This is a genomic window from Streptomyces spongiicola (assembly GCF_003122365.1).
GTDB lineage: Bacteria > Actinomycetota > Actinomycetes > Streptomycetales > Streptomycetaceae > Streptomyces > Streptomyces spongiicola.
The window spans coordinates 511139-525874 of record NZ_CP029254.1 but is presented as its reverse complement, the minus strand read 5'-3'; the positions used below and the strand labels follow the sequence as shown (position 1 = coordinate 525874).

General features: G+C 71.5%; 14 protein-coding genes and 1 pseudogene. 13 read left to right on the top strand and 2 right to left on the bottom strand.

The window, feature by feature from the left end; genetic code table 11:
- Window positions 1-174: 174 nt before the first annotated feature.
- The 12 genes and pseudogenes from DDQ41_RS02250 to DDQ41_RS02195 all read left to right on the top strand — a co-directional run bounded on the left by DDQ41_RS02250 (window position 175) and on the right by DDQ41_RS02195 (window position 9689).
- Complete coding sequence (locus DDQ41_RS02250; protein ID WP_245991243.1) at window positions 175-1005, top strand: helix-turn-helix transcriptional regulator; 831 nt, start codon at window positions 175-177, stop codon at window positions 1003-1005.
- Window positions 1002-2423 (top strand): Fe-S cluster assembly protein SufB, encoded by a 1422-nt coding sequence (sufB, locus tag DDQ41_RS02245; RefSeq protein WP_109292941.1) that lies wholly within the window; start codon window positions 1002-1004, stop codon window positions 2421-2423. The genes DDQ41_RS02250 and sufB overlap by 4 nt, the downstream gene beginning before the upstream one ends.
- Before the next feature lie 62 nt (window positions 2424-2485).
- Entirely contained in the window at window positions 2486-3700 is a 1215-nt protein-coding gene (gene sufD, locus DDQ41_RS02240) for a Fe-S cluster assembly protein SufD (RefSeq protein ID WP_109292940.1), read from the top strand.
- Window positions 3700-4017 (top strand): non-heme iron oxygenase ferredoxin subunit, encoded by a 318-nt coding sequence (locus DDQ41_RS02235; protein WP_017948817.1) that lies wholly within the window; start codon window positions 3700-3702, stop codon window positions 4015-4017. The genes sufD and DDQ41_RS02235 overlap by 1 nt, the downstream gene beginning before the upstream one ends.
- Window positions 4018-4024: 7 nt before the next feature.
- On the top strand, window positions 4025-4789 hold the full coding sequence (gene sufC / locus DDQ41_RS02230; protein WP_109292939.1) for a Fe-S cluster assembly ATPase SufC: 765 nt from the start codon (window positions 4025-4027) through the stop codon (window positions 4787-4789).
- On the top strand, window positions 4786-6042 hold the full coding sequence (locus DDQ41_RS02225; protein ID WP_109292938.1) for a cysteine desulfurase: 1257 nt from the start codon (window positions 4786-4788) through the stop codon (window positions 6040-6042). The genes sufC and DDQ41_RS02225 overlap by 4 nt, the downstream gene beginning before the upstream one ends.
- A gap of 10 nt (window positions 6043-6052) precedes the next feature.
- On the top strand, window positions 6053-6508 hold the full coding sequence (sufU, locus tag DDQ41_RS02220) for a Fe-S cluster assembly sulfur transfer protein SufU (protein WP_109292937.1): 456 nt from the start codon (window positions 6053-6055) through the stop codon (window positions 6506-6508).
- Complete coding sequence (locus tag DDQ41_RS02215; protein ID WP_109292936.1) at window positions 6505-6900, top strand: metal-sulfur cluster assembly factor; 396 nt, start codon at window positions 6505-6507, stop codon at window positions 6898-6900. Before sufU ends, DDQ41_RS02215 begins: the two co-directional genes overlap by 4 nt.
- Before the next feature lie 228 nt (window positions 6901-7128).
- Window positions 7129-7467, top strand: a complete 339-nt coding sequence (locus tag DDQ41_RS02210) for a DMT family transporter (RefSeq protein WP_449451393.1) — start codon at window positions 7129-7131, stop codon at window positions 7465-7467.
- A pseudogene (locus tag DDQ41_RS02205) lies at window positions 7467-7997 on the top strand (TetR/AcrR family transcriptional regulator); the annotation flags it as partial. The gene DDQ41_RS02210 and the pseudogene DDQ41_RS02205, both read left to right, overlap by 1 nt.
- A 342-nt stretch (window positions 7998-8339) precedes the next feature.
- Window positions 8340-9341 carry a 2,3,4,5-tetrahydropyridine-2,6-dicarboxylate N-succinyltransferase gene (gene dapD, locus DDQ41_RS02200; RefSeq protein WP_109292934.1) on the top strand — a complete coding sequence of 334 codons (1002 nt, stop codon included), beginning with the start codon at window positions 8340-8342 and terminating at the stop codon, window positions 9339-9341.
- Window positions 9342-9485: 144 nt separating this feature from the next.
- Window positions 9486-9689, top strand: a complete 204-nt coding sequence (locus DDQ41_RS02195; RefSeq protein WP_109292933.1) for a hypothetical protein — start codon at window positions 9486-9488, stop codon at window positions 9687-9689.
- Here the strand turns inward: DDQ41_RS02195 and dapA are convergent.
- Both dapA and DDQ41_RS02185 read right to left on the bottom strand, forming a co-directional pair.
- Window positions 9674-10612 (bottom strand): 4-hydroxy-tetrahydrodipicolinate synthase, encoded by a 939-nt coding sequence (gene dapA, locus DDQ41_RS02190; RefSeq protein WP_109292932.1) that lies wholly within the window; start codon window positions 10610-10612, stop codon window positions 9674-9676. The two genes, DDQ41_RS02195 and dapA, sit on opposite strands and share 16 nt — an antisense overlap.
- 479 nt (window positions 10613-11091) lie before the next feature.
- Complete coding sequence (locus tag DDQ41_RS02185; RefSeq protein ID WP_109292931.1) at window positions 11092-12936, bottom strand: endonuclease/exonuclease/phosphatase family protein; 1845 nt, start codon at window positions 12934-12936, stop codon at window positions 11092-11094.
- 209 nt (window positions 12937-13145) lie between these two features.
- Here DDQ41_RS02185 and DDQ41_RS02180 point away from each other — a divergent pair, with 209 nt between their 5' ends.
- A complete protein-coding gene (locus DDQ41_RS02180) occupies window positions 13146-14600 on the top strand; it encodes a hypothetical protein (RefSeq protein ID WP_109292930.1) in 1455 nt (484 codons plus the stop codon).
- The last annotated feature ends 136 nt before the right edge of the window (window positions 14601-14736 follow it).

Genomic DNA, 14736 nt, shown 5'->3' with positions numbered 1-14736 from the left:
GGGTGGGCCGGCCCCGTTCGCGCCCTCCTCCGGCCCGTGGCGGACCTTTCGGAGCCGAGTTCACGGCTGATCGTTTCCGCAGGTCAGGTTAGGTTTCCCTAAGTGATGCACGGCACCGTCCGTCCGGCGGGACGCGGCTTGTCAGTCTCTCGGGAATTACGCAACAATGGCGTTGTGAAAAACGTCGGAGCCGTGGGGGAGTCCCCCCAGGAGGAACTCGCGACCGGGGAGCGGTCCACCCGCAACCGGGTCGCGCGGTCGATCCTGGACCACGGCCCGTCCACCGTCGCCGACCTCGCCGGGCGCCTCGGGCTCACCCAGGCCGCCGTGCGCCGCCATCTGGACGCGCTCGCCTCCGACGACGTCGTCGAGGCCCGCGAGCAGCGTGTGTACGGCACGCGCACCCGCGGCAGGCCCGCCAAGGTGTTCGCGCTCACCGACTGCGGCCGGGACGCCTTCGACCAGTCCTACGACGCGCTCGCCGTGGACGCCCTGCGCTGGATCGAGGAGAACGCGGGAGGCGAGGCCGCCGTCGCCGCCTTCGCCCGCGACCGCATGGAGGCCCAGGCCGAGGCGTACCGCCGGGCCGTGGAGGCCGCCGACCCCGCGGCGCGCACCGAGGCGCTGGCCAGGGCGCTGACCGCGGACGGGTACGCTGCCACGGCGCGTAACGCACCGGTCGGCGAGCAGCTGTGTCAGCACCACTGCCCCGTCGCCCATGTGGCGGAGCGGTATCCGCAGCTGTGCGAGGCGGAGACCGAGGTCTTCTCCCGTCTGCTCGGCACCCATGTACAGCGCCTGGCCACCATCGCCCACGGCGACGGCGTGTGCACGACCTTCATCCCGAGGGCCGCGCACCGGTCCGGCGGCCGGTCGGCCGGCGGGTCCGGCAGGACCGGCACCACCGGCGGCCCCGCCGGGGCGGCCGAGGCGGCCAGGACCGCCGAGGCTGCCAAGATCAGTTCGCAAGCATCTGCAAGCACGTCCGGGAGGAACCCCGCATGACTCTCCCCACGGAGACTGCCCACCCCGAGCTCGAGGGCCTGGGCAAGTACGAATACGGCTGGGCCGACTCCGACGCCGCGGGTGCCGCAGCGAAGCGCGGCCTCTCGGAGGACGTGGTCCGGGACATCTCCGCGAAGAAGTCCGAGCCCGAGTGGATGCTGAAGATGCGTCTGAAGGGCCTGAGGCTCTTCGAGAAGAAGCCCATGCCGAACTGGGGCTCGGACCTCTCCGGTATCGACTTCGACAACATCAAGTACTTCGTGCGCTCCACGGAGAAGCAGGCGGCGTCCTGGGAGGACCTGCCCGAGGACATCAAGAACACCTACGACAAGCTCGGCATCCCCGAGGCCGAGAAGCAGCGCCTGGTGGCCGGTGTCGCGGCGCAGTACGAGTCCGAGGTCGTCTACCACCAGATCCGCGAGGACCTGGAGGAGCAGGGCGTCGTCTTCCTGGACACCGACACCGCGCTGAAGGAGCACCCGGAGCTGTTCAAGGAGTACTTCGGCACGGTCATCCCGGTCGGCGACAACAAGTTCGCCTCGCTGAACACCGCGGTGTGGTCCGGCGGCTCCTTCATCTACGTGCCGAAGGGCGTGCACGTCGAGATCCCGCTCCAGGCCTACTTCCGGATCAACACCGAGAACATGGGCCAGTTCGAGCGGACGCTGATCATCGTCGACGAGGACGCCTACGTCCACTACGTCGAGGGCTGCACCGCCCCGATCTACTCCTCGGACTCGCTGCACAGCGCCGTGGTCGAGATCATCGTCAAGAAGGGCGCCCGCTGCCGCTACACGACCATCCAGAACTGGTCGAACAACGTCTACAACCTGGTCACCAAGCGCGCCGTGGCGTACGAGGGCGCGACCATGGAGTGGGTCGACGGCAACATCGGCTCCAAGGTCACGATGAAGTACCCCGCCGTGTACCTGATGGGCGAGCACGCCAAGGGCGAGACCCTGTCCATCGCCTTCGCGGGCGAGGGCCAGCACCAGGACGCCGGCGCCAAGATGGTCCACATGGCGCCGAACACCTCGTCGAACATCGTCTCCAAGTCGGTGGCGCGCGGCGGCGGCCGCACGTCCTACCGCGGCCTGATCGAGATCGGTGAGGGCGCCCCCGGCGCCAAGTCCAACGTGCTCTGCGACGCCCTGCTCGTCGACACGATCTCCCGGTCGGACACCTACCCGTACGTCGACGTCCGCGAGGACGACGTCTCCATGGGGCACGAGGCCACCGTCTCCAAGGTCTCCGAGGACCAGCTCTTCTACCTGATGAGCCGCGGCCTCTCCGAGGACGAGGCGATGGCGATGATCGTGCGCGGCTTCGTCGAGCCGATCGCCAAGGAGCTGCCGATGGAGTACGCGCTGGAGCTCAACCGGCTGATCGAGCTGCAGATGGAGGGCGCGGTCGGCTGACGCCACCGCACCGCCCGCAGCGACGCAGAACTCTCACGTAGGAAGCGAGCAACACGACAGCCATGGCTGAGGCTCAGAACTCCCCCACCCCCGACTCCGCCCGGGCGGGGGGACCCCCACCGGTGGGCTCCACCACCGCCGGCTCCATCGCGGTGGCCGCGGAGTCGACCGTCGCCACCCGTATGAGCGCGCCCCCGTCGTTCGACGTGGCGGACTTCCCGGTGCCGCACGGCCGGGAGGAGGAGTGGCGGTTCACGCCGCTGGAGCGCCTGAGGGGCCTCCACGACGGCACCGCCACGGCGGACGGTTCGATCAGGGCCGAGGTGAGCGCCCCCGACGGCGTCACCGTCGAGTCCGTCGGCCGTGACGACGCGCGCGTCGGCCGGGCGGGCACGCCCGTCGACCGGGTCGCCGCGCAGGCGTTCTCCTCGTTCGAGAAGGCCACCGTCGTCTCGGTCCCCAAGGAGACGGTGCTGACCGAGCCGGTGCGGGTCACCCTCCACGGCGAGGGCGGCACCACCTTCGGGCACACGGTCTTCGAGATCGGCGCCTTCGCCGAGGCCGTCATCGTCATCGACCACACCGGCGACGCCGTGCGCGCCGCCAACGTGGACTTCCTGATCGGCGACGGCGCCAAGGTGACCTTCGTCTCCGTCCAGGACTGGGACGACACCGCCGTGCACTGCTCCCAGCACAACGCGCTCGTCGGCCGCGACGCCGGCTTCAGGTCGGTGGTCATCACCTTCGGCGGCGACGTCGTGCGCCTGCACCCGCGCGTCGAGTACGCGGGCACGGGTGGCGAGGCCGAGCTGTTCGGCCTGTACTTCACCGACGCAGGCCAGCACCAGGAGCACCGCCTCCTGGTCACCCACAGCACGCCGCACTGCAAGTCCAACGTCGTCTACAAGGGCGCGTTGCAGGGCGAGGGGGCCCACGCCGTCTGGATCGGCGACGTCCTCATCGAGGCCGGGGCCGAGGGCACCGACACCTACGAGATGAACCGCAACCTGGTCCTGACCGACGGCGCCAGGGTCGACTCCGTGCCCAACCTGGAGATCGAGACCGGTGAGATCGTCGGAGCCGGCCACGCCTCCGCCACCGGCCGCTTCGACGACGAGCAGCTCTTCTACCTGATGGCCCGGGGCATCCCGGAGGCCGAGGCCCGCCGCCTCGTCGTCCGCGGCTTCTTCGCCGAGCTGGTCCAGCAGATCGGCCTGCCGGACGTGGAGGAGCGCCTCATCGCCAAGATCGAGGCGGAGCTGGAGGCGTCCGTCTGATGGCCTTCGTCCGCGCCTGTGGGCTGAGCGAGCTGGAGGAGGACACCCCGAAGCGGGTGGAACTCGACGGTACGCCGGTCTCCGTCGTCCGCACGGAGGGCGAGGTGTTCGCGATCCACGACATCTGCTCGCACGCCAACGTCTCCCTGTCCGAGGGCGAGGTGGAGGACTGCCAGATCGAGTGCTGGCTGCACGGCTCCAGCTTCGACCTCCGCACCGGCAAACCGTCCGGCCTTCCCGCGACGCGCCCCGTCCCCGTGTACCCCGTAAAGATCGAAGGGGACGACGTGCTCGTCTCCGTCACCCAGGAGTCCTGAGTCACCCATGGCAACGCTTGAAATCCGCGACCTGCACGTCTCCGTCGAGGCCGAGAACGGCCCCCGGGAGATCCTCAAGGGCGTCGACCTGACCGTGAAGCAGGGCGAGACCCATGCCATCATGGGCCCCAACGGCTCCGGCAAGTCGACCCTCGCCTACTCCCTCGCGGGCCACCCCAAGTACACGATCACCGGTGGCACCGTGACCCTGGACGGCGAGGACGTCCTGGAGATGTCCGTCGACGAGCGCGCCCGCGCCGGCGTGTTCCTCGCCATGCAGTACCCGGTCGAGGTCCCCGGAGTCTCGGTCTCCAACTTCCTGCGCACCTCCGCCACCGCCATCCGCGGCGAGGCCCCCAAGCTGCGCACCTGGGTGAAGGAGGTCAAGGAGACCATGGAGCGGCTCCAGATGGACCCCTCCTTCGCCGAGCGGAACGTCAACGAGGGCTTCTCCGGCGGTGAGAAGAAGCGCCACGAGATCCTGCAGCTGGAGCTCCTCAAGCCGAAGATCGCGATCCTCGACGAGACCGACTCCGGCCTCGACGTCGACGCACTGCGCACCGTCTCCGAGGGCGTCAACCGCGTCCGGGGGACCGGTGAGGTCGGCACCCTGCTGATCACGCACTACACGCGCATCCTGCGCTACATCAAGCCCGACTTCGTCCATGTGTTCGCGAACGGCCGCATCGCCGAGTCCGGCGGAGCCGAACTCGCCGACAAGCTCGAGGCGGAGGGCTACGAGGCCTACACGAAGGGTGGCGTATCCGCGTGACACAGCTGCCGGGCCTCCTCGACACCGAGGCGATCCGCAAGGACTTCCCGATCCTCGACCGCGTGCTGCACGACGGCCACAGGCTCGTCTACCTGGACAACGCGGCGACCTCGCAGAAGCCCCGCCAGGTGCTGGACGCCCTCGCCGAGTACTACGAGCGCTACAACGCCAATGTCCACCGCGGTGTGCACGTGCTCGCCGAGGAGGCCACGGCGCTGTACGAGGGCGCGCGCGACAAGGTCGCCTCCTTCGTCAACGCGCCGAGCCGCAACGAGGTGATCTTCACCAAGAACGCCTCGGAGTCGCTCAACCTCGTGGCGAACATGCTGGGCTGGGCCGACGAGCCGTACCGGGTGGACCGCGAGACCGAGATAGTCATCACGGAGATGGAGCACCACTCCAACATCGTGCCGTGGCAGCTGCTCGCGCAGCGCACCGGCGCGAAGCTGAGGTGGTTCGGCCTCACCGACGACGGCCGCCTCGACCTCTCCGACATCGAGGAGGTCATCACCGAGAAGACGAAGATCGTCTCCTTCACGCTGGTCTCCAACATCATGGGCACGGTCAACCCGGTCGAGCGGATCGTCCGCCGCGCCCAGGAAGTCGGCGCGCTCGTCCTGGTCGACGCCTCGCAGGCCGCCCCGCACATGCCGTTGGACGTCCAGGCCCTCGGCGCCGACTTCGTGGCCTTCACCGGCCACAAGATGTGCGGCCCGACCGGCATCGGCGTGCTCTGGGGCCGCCAGGAGCTGCTGGAGGACCTCCCGCCGTTCCTCGGCGGCGGCGAGATGATCGAGACCGTCTCGATGCACTCGTCGACGTACGCCCCCGCGCCGCACAAGTTCGAGGCCGGTACGCCCCCGGTCGCCCAGGCCGTCGGCCTCGGCGCGGCGGTGGACTACCTCACCGCGATCGGCATGGACAGGATCGCCCAGCATGAGCACGCGATCACCGAGTACGCGGTCCGGCGGCTCCAGGAGGTCCCCGATCTGCGGATCATCGGCCCGGTCACGGCCGAGGACCGCGGCGCGGCGATCTCCTTCGTGCTCGGGGACATCCACCCGCACGACGTGGGGCAGGTGCTGGACGAGCAGGGCATCGCCGTCCGGGTCGGCCACCACTGCGCACGGCCGGTGTGCCTCCGGTACGGAATTCCCGCGACCACGAGGGCGTCGTTCTATCTGTACTCCACGCCGGGCGAGGTGGACGCGCTGATCGACGGCCTGGAGCACGTCCGCAACTTCTTCGGCTGAGGGGCCTGACGTGAAGCTTGATTCGATGTACCAGGACGTCATTCTGGACCACTACAAGCACCCGCACGGGCGGGGCCTGCGGGACGGTGACGCCGAGGTGCACCACGTCAACCCCACCTGCGGCGACGAGATCACGATGCGGGTGAAGTACGACGGCACCCGCATCGAGGACATCTCCTACGACGGCCAGGGATGTTCCATCAGCCAGGCGTCCGCCTCCGTGCTGAACGAACTGCTCGTCGGCAAGGAACTCGCCGAGGCGCAGAAGATCCAGGCCGCGTTCCTCGAACTGATGCAGTCCAAGGGCCGGATCGAGCCGGACGACGCGATGGAGGAGGTGCTGGAGGACGCGGTGGCGTTCGCCGGCGTCTCCAAGTACCCGGCGCGCGTGAAGTGCGCCCTGCTCAGCTGGATGGCATGGAAGGACGCGACGGCGCAGGCGCTGTCCGAAGGGAAGACCGCATGACTGAGAACCCCGAGACCACGGCGGAGAAGGACTGGCCGGACGAGGAGACCTTCTCCTCCGAGGCCGCGGCGCCGACGGGCACCAAGGCGTCCGAGGAGGAGGTCCGGGAGGCCCTGTACGACGTCGTCGACCCCGAGCTGGGCATCGACGTGGTCAACCTCGGGCTGATCTACGGCATCCACGTCGACGACGCCAACATCGCCACCCTGGACATGACACTGACGTCCGCGGCCTGCCCGCTGACGGACGTGATCGAGGACCAGGCGAAGGCGGCGACGGACGGCATCGTCAACGAGCTGAAGATCAACTGGGTCTGGATGCCGCCGTGGGGACCGGACAAGATCACGGATGACGGCCGTGAGCAGCTGAGGGCGCTCGGCTTCAACGTCTGACGGTGCCCGGCCCCCCCGGGTGTCTCCCCTCGCGGCGGCGGCGTCGGGAGCGGGCCGGTCCCGCGGTAGGGCCGGTCCCGGGCGGGGCCGTTCCCGAGGCGGATCGCCCGCCGCGGGAGCACCGTACGCCGCGGGAGGGCCGTCCGTCACACGGAGAGATCGGGCCGAGGTGGGCGGGTCCGTATTCCGAGGACGGTGTCCCCGCGCTGTGTACGGCCGCACCCGTCCTTGTGTACGGTCGTACACATGGCTTACGGACTCCTGGCCGCGGCGATCGCGGCCGAGGTCGCCGGCACCACGGCGATGAAGTACAGCGAGGGTTTCACCCGGCTCTGGCCGTCACTGGCCACCGTCATCGGGTACGTGATCGCCTTCGCGCTGCTCGCGCAGACGCTGAAGACGCTCTCCGTCGGCACGGCCTACGCGATCTGGGCCGGGGTCGGAACCGCCGCCGTCGCGGCGATCGGCATGGTGTTCCTGCACGAGTCCACCAGCCTGGTGAAGATCGCCGGGATCGCCCTGGTCGTCGCGGGCGTCGTCGTGCTCAACCTCGGCGGCGCGCACTGATGGGGCGCCGGCACGACCCCGATCGGCGCCGGCGCATCATCGACGCCGCCATCCGGGTGGTCGGGCGCCGGGGTATCGCGGGGCTGAGCCACCGCACCGTCGCCGCGGAGGCGCAGGTCCCCCTCGGTTCGACGACCTACCACTTCACCTCGCTCGACGAACTGCTGGTCGCCGCGCTGCGCCAGGCGAACGAGGGCTTCGCCGCCGCGGTCCGGGACAGCGAGGTCCTCGCCGACCCCCGCAGTGATCCGGCCGGGGAACTGGCCCGGCTGCTGGGGGAGTGGTTCGGGGGCGAACGCAGTGGAGTGGAACTCGAGTACGAGCTCTATCTCGCCGCCCTGCGCCGCCCCGCGCTGCGTCCCGTCGTCGCGGAGTGGACCGAGGGCGTCACCGAGGTACTCGCACGCCGCAGCGATCCGGTGACGGCGCGGGCCCTGGTGGCCCTCATGGACGGAATCTGCCTCCAGGTCCTGCTCACGGACACCGCCTACGACGAGGAGTACACCCGTGTGATGCTGGCCCGCATCCTGGCATCGGCATCGGCATCGGCATCGGCGCCGGGAACGGCATCGGGAACGGCTTCGGGAACGGCTGGGGCATCGGCATCGGCATCGGCCTCGGCATCGGGAGCAGAGGCGGCCGCAGCCGCAGCCGCGACCGCGGCCGCCGATGCCCCGGCCGCCGCTGCCCGGGGCACGGACCCCGTCCCGGGTGGGGCCCCGGCCGGGCCGGAACGGGACGGGGCCCCACCCGGGACGGGGTCCGTGCCGGGTGGGGCCCCGGCCGGGCCGGAACGGGACGGGGGACGACCGCGGCGGCCGGCACCTGAGACCGGTTCGCCCCCGCCCGCCCCCGCCGGTTAGGTTCTCCTCATGACTGACTCGCCCGACAGCACCACCGCACCTCGCCCCACCGGCGCCGTCGCCGCCGGCCTCGCCACCATCGCCGGCGACGGCACCGTGCTCGACACCTGGTTCCCCGCCCCCGAGCTGTCCGCCGAGCCCGGCCCGTCCGGGACCGAGCGGCTCACGCCCGACCAGGCGGTCAACCTGCTCGGTGAGGGCGCTGCCAAGGCCGTCGGCGTGGACGCCCGGCGCGAGGTCGAGGTCGTCGCCGTCCGTACGGTCATCGCCTCGCTGGACGAGAAGCCGATCGACGCGCACGACGCCTATCTGCGCCTCCACCTGCTCTCGCACCGGCTCGTGCGGCCGCACGGCCAGAGCCTCGACGGGGTCTTCGGCCTGCTCGCCAACGTCGCCTGGACCTCTCTGGGCCCGGTCGCCGTCGACAACGTCGAGCGGGTCCGGCTCAACGCCCGCGCCGAGGGCCTTCACCTCCAGGTGACCTCGATCGACAAGTTCCCGAGGATGACGGACTACGTCGCGCCCAGGGGCGTCCGTATCGCCGACGCCGACCGGGTCCGCCTCGGCGCGCACCTCGCCGAGGGCACCACCGTCATGCACGAGGGCTTCGTCAACTTCAACGCGGGCACGCTCGGCACCTCCATGGTGGAGGGCCGCATCTCCGCGGGCGTCGTGATCGGCGACGGCTCCGACATCGGCGGCGGCGCCTCCACCATGGGCACGCTCTCCGGCGGCGGCAACGTGATCATCTCCGTCGGTGAGCGCTGCCTCATCGGTGCCGAGGCGGGTGTCGGGATCGCGCTCGGCGACGAGTGCGTCGTCGAGGCCGGCCTGTACGTCACCGCGGGCACCCGCGTCACCATGCCGGACGGCCAGATCGTCAAGGCCCGCGAACTCTCCGGCGCCTCGAACATCCTCTTCCGCCGCAACTCGGTCACCGGCGCCGTCGAGGCCCGCCCGAACAACGCGGTCTGGGGCGGCCTCAACGAGGTGCTCCACAGCCACAACTGAGTCACGCGGTCGCCGCCCCGGGGCCGGAGGGCCGCTCCCCGGGGCCGCTGACGCTTTCGGGTGACTCCGCGTGACCTACGGCGCCGCCGGGCGGATGGACGGGTGACCGCGGAGTCGGACGAAATGCCAAGGCGAGGAGACGGCATGAGGACCAGGGTGGCCGCGATCGGAGTGCCGGCGCTGTGGGCGTCGGCGGGTCAGTGCGGACTCGCGCACGCCGACGAGACGCACACCGGCTCGCACAACGCCCCGGTGGTGGCGCTGGTGTCGACCGGCCAGATCGACGATCCGCTCGAGGACGTCCTGGAGCACACCGCGGTCCTCGGCACGACCTACGTGTACGACTGAGCCGGCCCGGGGCCCGCCGGGTACAGCCCGGCCAGCTCCTCGTACGCCGCCAGCAGCCCGCCCGCCGCCTCGCGGCCGGCGGGCCGCAGCGGTTCGCGGACCGGGCCGGCCGGCAGCCCGATCGCCTCCAGCAGGGCCTTGGCGGTCACCGTGCCCGGCAGCCCCGACGCCATCATCAGCTCGGCGAGCGGCAGCGTGAGCCGGTTGAGCGCGGCGGCCTCCGCCGTCCGGCCGGCGTCGAAGGCGTCGAGCACGGCCCGCATCGGGCGCGGGGCCGCGTTCGCGACGGTGCTGACGAACCCGGCGGCGCCCACCGCGTAGAGAGGGAGGTTCGCCTCCTCGAAGCCCGAGTAGTACGCGAGCGGGGTCCGGGCGATCACCTTGGTGCTGCCGAGCAGGTCGTACGCGCAGTCCTTCACGGCCACGATCCGGGGGTGGGCGGACAGCCGCACCAGGGTGTCCGGCTCGATGCGGGTGCCGGTGCGTCCGGGGATGTCGTACAGCATCAGCGGGATGCCCACCGCGTCCGCGACCTGCCGGAAGTGGGCGGCGAGGGCGTCCTGCGGCGGCTTGCTGTAGTACGGGGTGACCACCAGCAGGCCGTCGGCCCCCGCCTCCTCCGCGGCCCTGGCCAGCTCGACGGTGTGCCGGGTGCTCGCACTGCCGACACCGGCGACGACGGCCGTGCGATCGCCCACGGCCTCGCGCACGGCCCGCACCAGTGCGGTCTTCTCGGCGTCGGTCGTGGTGGGCGACTCGCCGGTGGTGCCGTTCAGCACGAGCCCGTCGCAGCCCTCGGCCACCAGGTGCGCGGCCAGCTTCCGGGCGCCGTCCAGGTCGGGCCCGCCTCCTGCGGTGAAGGGTGTGATCATCGCGCAGAGCGCGCGGCCGAACGGGCGCGGCCGAGGTCGAGTCGTCGTCATACCCGAAGTCTTCGCCCCGATGACCGTGAAGGTCCACTTAGTTCTGCTGCCAGGCAAGGGGAAGCATCGCTGAAGTGTTTCGGATGTGGACGCGGATGCCCAGGCAGACCCGGGCACCGGCACCGGCACCGGCACCGGCGCCCGGTGTTGCCGTTGCCGACTGCGACTGCGACTGCGACTGCGACTGCGACTGCGACTCCGTCTCGGGCGCCGGTGCCGTCGTCGAGCGGGCGTTCCGCGCGGAGCGCCGAGGCCTCCCGGAGCCCGGAGCCCGGAGCCCGGCCCCGGCAGCGTGCTCGGGGCGGGATCCGCCCGGGTCCCTGAGGGCGGCCGGGCGACGCGCTGGACGCCCGCGCCCGCTCCGAGCGCGGGCGTCCCGGCCGCGCCCGGCGCCCGGCTCGGCAGTCCCTTCCGAGACGGGCCGAGACGGGCCCCCCTTGACGGAGACGGGCCGAGACGGGCCGACGGGCCCTGACGGGCTACGGGCGGAAGCGGAGCACCTGCGGGTCGTGGTCGCTGTTCTGCTCCGCGAACTCCGCGTTGATGTGGACGCTGTCGTAGCTGAAGTCGTCGATCGACGGGCTGATCAGAATCTGGTCCAGCACCTGGCTGTTGCCCTGGTACACGTACGAGTAGCGCTCCGCGCGAGGCAGCGACTTGATCGCCGGGTACAGCGCGCCGCCGTCCGTCAGCGCCTTCGTGGTCTCCGAGAACTCGAAGTCGTTGATGTCCCCGAGCACCACCACGTTGGCGTTGCGCTGGGCCTTGAGGATGTCCTTCACGAACGTGTTCACCGTCTGCGCCTGCTGGAGGCGCTTGGCCTCGGAGGAGCGGGTCGGCGGCTGGTGGTGCGAGGTCAGGCTCTCGTCGCCGCCCTTCGAGCCGAAGTGGTTGGCGACGACGAACACCGTGCGGCCGCGGAAGACGAACTCCCCCGCGAGCGGCTTGCGGCTGCTCTCCCAGGCGGCGTTCGCCGGGTCGACCCGGCCGGGGGAGAGGGTGAGGGCGGCGCGGCCGTACTCGCGGACGACACCGGTCGCCGCGGTCGCGCTGCCGCCCGGGCGGTCGGTGAAGGAGACCCGCTCGGGGTTGAAGAGGAACACCTGGCGGATGTTGCCGCCGGGCTGGCCGCCGTCCTCGTTGTCCTCCGGGTCGACCGAGCGGAAGTCGTATGCGGGCCCTCCGGCGGCGACGATGGCGTCCGTGAACCTGCGGACGGTCTCATCCGCCGCGACCACGCCGTCGTTCTTCGTCCCGGTGTTGTCCTGGATCTCCTCCAGGGCGACGATGTCCGGCGTCGCGAGGTTCTCCACGACGGCGGCGGCCAGGGCGTCGAACTTCTCCTGCGGGTCGGACGGGTCCAGGTTCTCGACGTTGTACGTGGCCACGGACAGTTCGCCGCGGCGCTCCCGGCGGGTGCGCTCGCGCTCCAGGCCCCGGTCCTGCACGGTGCCGAGGGTGCGGGCCGTGAGGGTGTAGCCGCCGTACTGGCTGAAGTCCAGCGGGCCCTCGGTCGTGCCCGACAGCACGTCGCCGACGTTCGCCTTCGGGAACGGCTGCTGGGAGGTCGGCGTCAGCGACTGGATCTGGAGCCGGCCGGAGTTCTGGGAGGCGTACGAGCCGTAGCGGGTGCCTCCGCGCTCGGTGGGGTTCTCCCACGGCTTCACCGTGACCCACAGCTCCGAGTACGGGTCGGTGGCGCCGACGATCCGCGAGGACCCGATGCGGACGTTGCTGCCCTCCAGGGACTCGTAGTAGTCCAGGGCGTAGCTGCGGGGCCGCAGCGGCAGCGCGTTGATGCTGTTCCCGGCGGCGGGGTCGCCCTCGGGCGCGTACGCGGACGGTACGGACCGGCCGGTGATGGTCACGGGCGCGGGCAGCGCGTTGCCCGAGGAGACCACGGTGACGGCCGGCTTGGAGATCTGGGTGATCGACTGGTTGCCGGAGCCGAGGCCGCCGGGGACGTACTCGCCGACGGTGCCCGAGACCTCGACCGCGTCGCCGGTGGCGACCGCAGGCGTGGAGCCCGTGTAGACGAACAGGCCCTCGCTGGTGGCGGGGTCGGCGTCGGGCTGCGGGTCCTGCATCCAGAATCCGCGCGAGGAGCCGTAGGTGCGGACACCGATCACGATGCCCTCGACATCCGCGACCTGCTGTCCGACGAGCGGGGAGGTGCGGGTCGTGCCCTGGATGTCGTGAACGCGGACGGCCGGGCCGTCGTTCTCGCCATCGGCGGCGGCCGAGGAGGAGCCGGCGAGCAGGCCCGCGGCCAGTGCGGCGGCCACGACGGCCGCGACGGCGGCGGATCTCGGTATGGAAGGCATCAGGGAACTCCGGGGTGAGGGTTGAGGGGTGGCTTGTGTGACCACTGACGGTTCTACGCGCGTCAATGTCTTGTGTGGACGTACGGCTTGTCAAGAGGTGCCGGGTGCACGGGGGTTGACGGGTCCGTGAATCGGAAGGCACCGGGCGAATTGCGTCTACGCTGGGGGCCGCCACGAGCCGAGACGACCAGAGCCGAGGAGAGCCCCACATGCCAGAAGACCGCCCCGCCGGACGCCGTGCCCTGCCGCCCGTGCGACTGCCCTCGGAGGCGGAACTGGCGCGGGACGCGCTCGGGGCCCCGCTGCTCGCCCGGGCCGTCCGGCTGGCGCGCTGGGCCGGGCCGGAGACCAGGGTCGGCGCGGGCGGTGAACTCGCCGAAGAGCAACTCGCACCGGCGGCGCAGGTGTTGGGGCTGCACCCGGACGACGACGGCCGCGCGTACGCGAGCGAGGCCTGGCGGATCGCCGTGGACACCGGGCTCGTCGAGGCCGCGGATCCGGAGGACGACGGGGCCGAGTACGGCACGGTCACGGCCGGCGGCGCGCTGCCGCTGGTCGCGGGCGGCGGTCCGCAGGACGTCCTCGCACTCTGGCAGGACGCCTTCGACGCGGTCTTCGCCGACGCCATCGCCCCCGTGCTGGAGGACCCCGACGCGATCATCGGTCCGGACGGCCGGATCGACTTCGACGCGCTCGGCTGGGATCCCGAGGTGGAGACGGAGTTCCTCGACGGGGTCCTCGGCAACCTGTATCTGCTGACCGTCGGCGAGACGGGCGCGGCCGAGGGACAGGTCCCGCTGCCGGCGCTCGCCGCGTCGATGATCGTTCCCGACGACATGAGGGAGCCCACCGACGCCGTACTGGAGCAGGTGTCCGACGCGATGATGCGCCTGGACGACCAGTTCCGGGTTCTGGAGCCGATCGGGCTGGTGGAGTACCGCCCCGTCGACGAGGCGCTGATGGCCGAGGAGGGCGCCGATTCCGCGCTCCCGGCCGAGGAGGAGGACTTCTCCCGCTACGGGCTGGTCAAGCTCACCCCGCTCGGGCTGTACGGGGTCCGGAACCGGCTGATCGAGAGCGGGGAGTCGGTGCCGGCCCTGGGCGATCTCGCGGACGAGGACGCTGACGCGCTGCTCGACGGGGTCGCGCACTACCCCGACGGCGCGGCGCAGGCGGAGACGGCGCACTGGCTGGACGGACGCGCCCCGGCGCAGGCCGCGCGCGAGCTGCTGGCCGCCGCCCGGGGTGCCGACCCCGGTGCGCCGCTGCGCCGCCTTCGCTGCCAGCAGGCGCTCGCGATGGCCGGACCGGAGGCGGAACCGGCGGTCCGGGACGTCCTGGACGACCGCGAACTCGGCGGCCTCGCCAGGGTCTGGCTCGCCGAGCGCGGCTCACCGGACGTACCGCCGCCGCCGGAGGCCATGGTCTTCTGGCTCGCCGTCGACACCATCGCGGCCCAGCTCGACGCCGAGGGCGACCTGGTGGACCTCCAGGACCTGATCGTGGGCCTCGTGGGCCGGCACGGCGGCTTCTTCGACGCGGTCTGGCGCGTCGACCATCCGGCCACGGTCGACGTCCTCGAGGCGATGGGCCGCCTCCACCCCGACAAGAAGACGGCCAAGGACGCCCGCAAGGCGGCGTTCAAGGCCCGCTCGCGGAGCTGACGCCGTCACCCCCCGGCGGGGCCGCGCGCGGGCGGCCCCGCGGCGGATTCCGTTCGGCGCCGGGCGGGCGGCTGGTGTGCGGCACGGCCGTGCGGGCGGCCCGCGCGTCCCGAGCCTCGCTCCGCCTTCCCGTGCC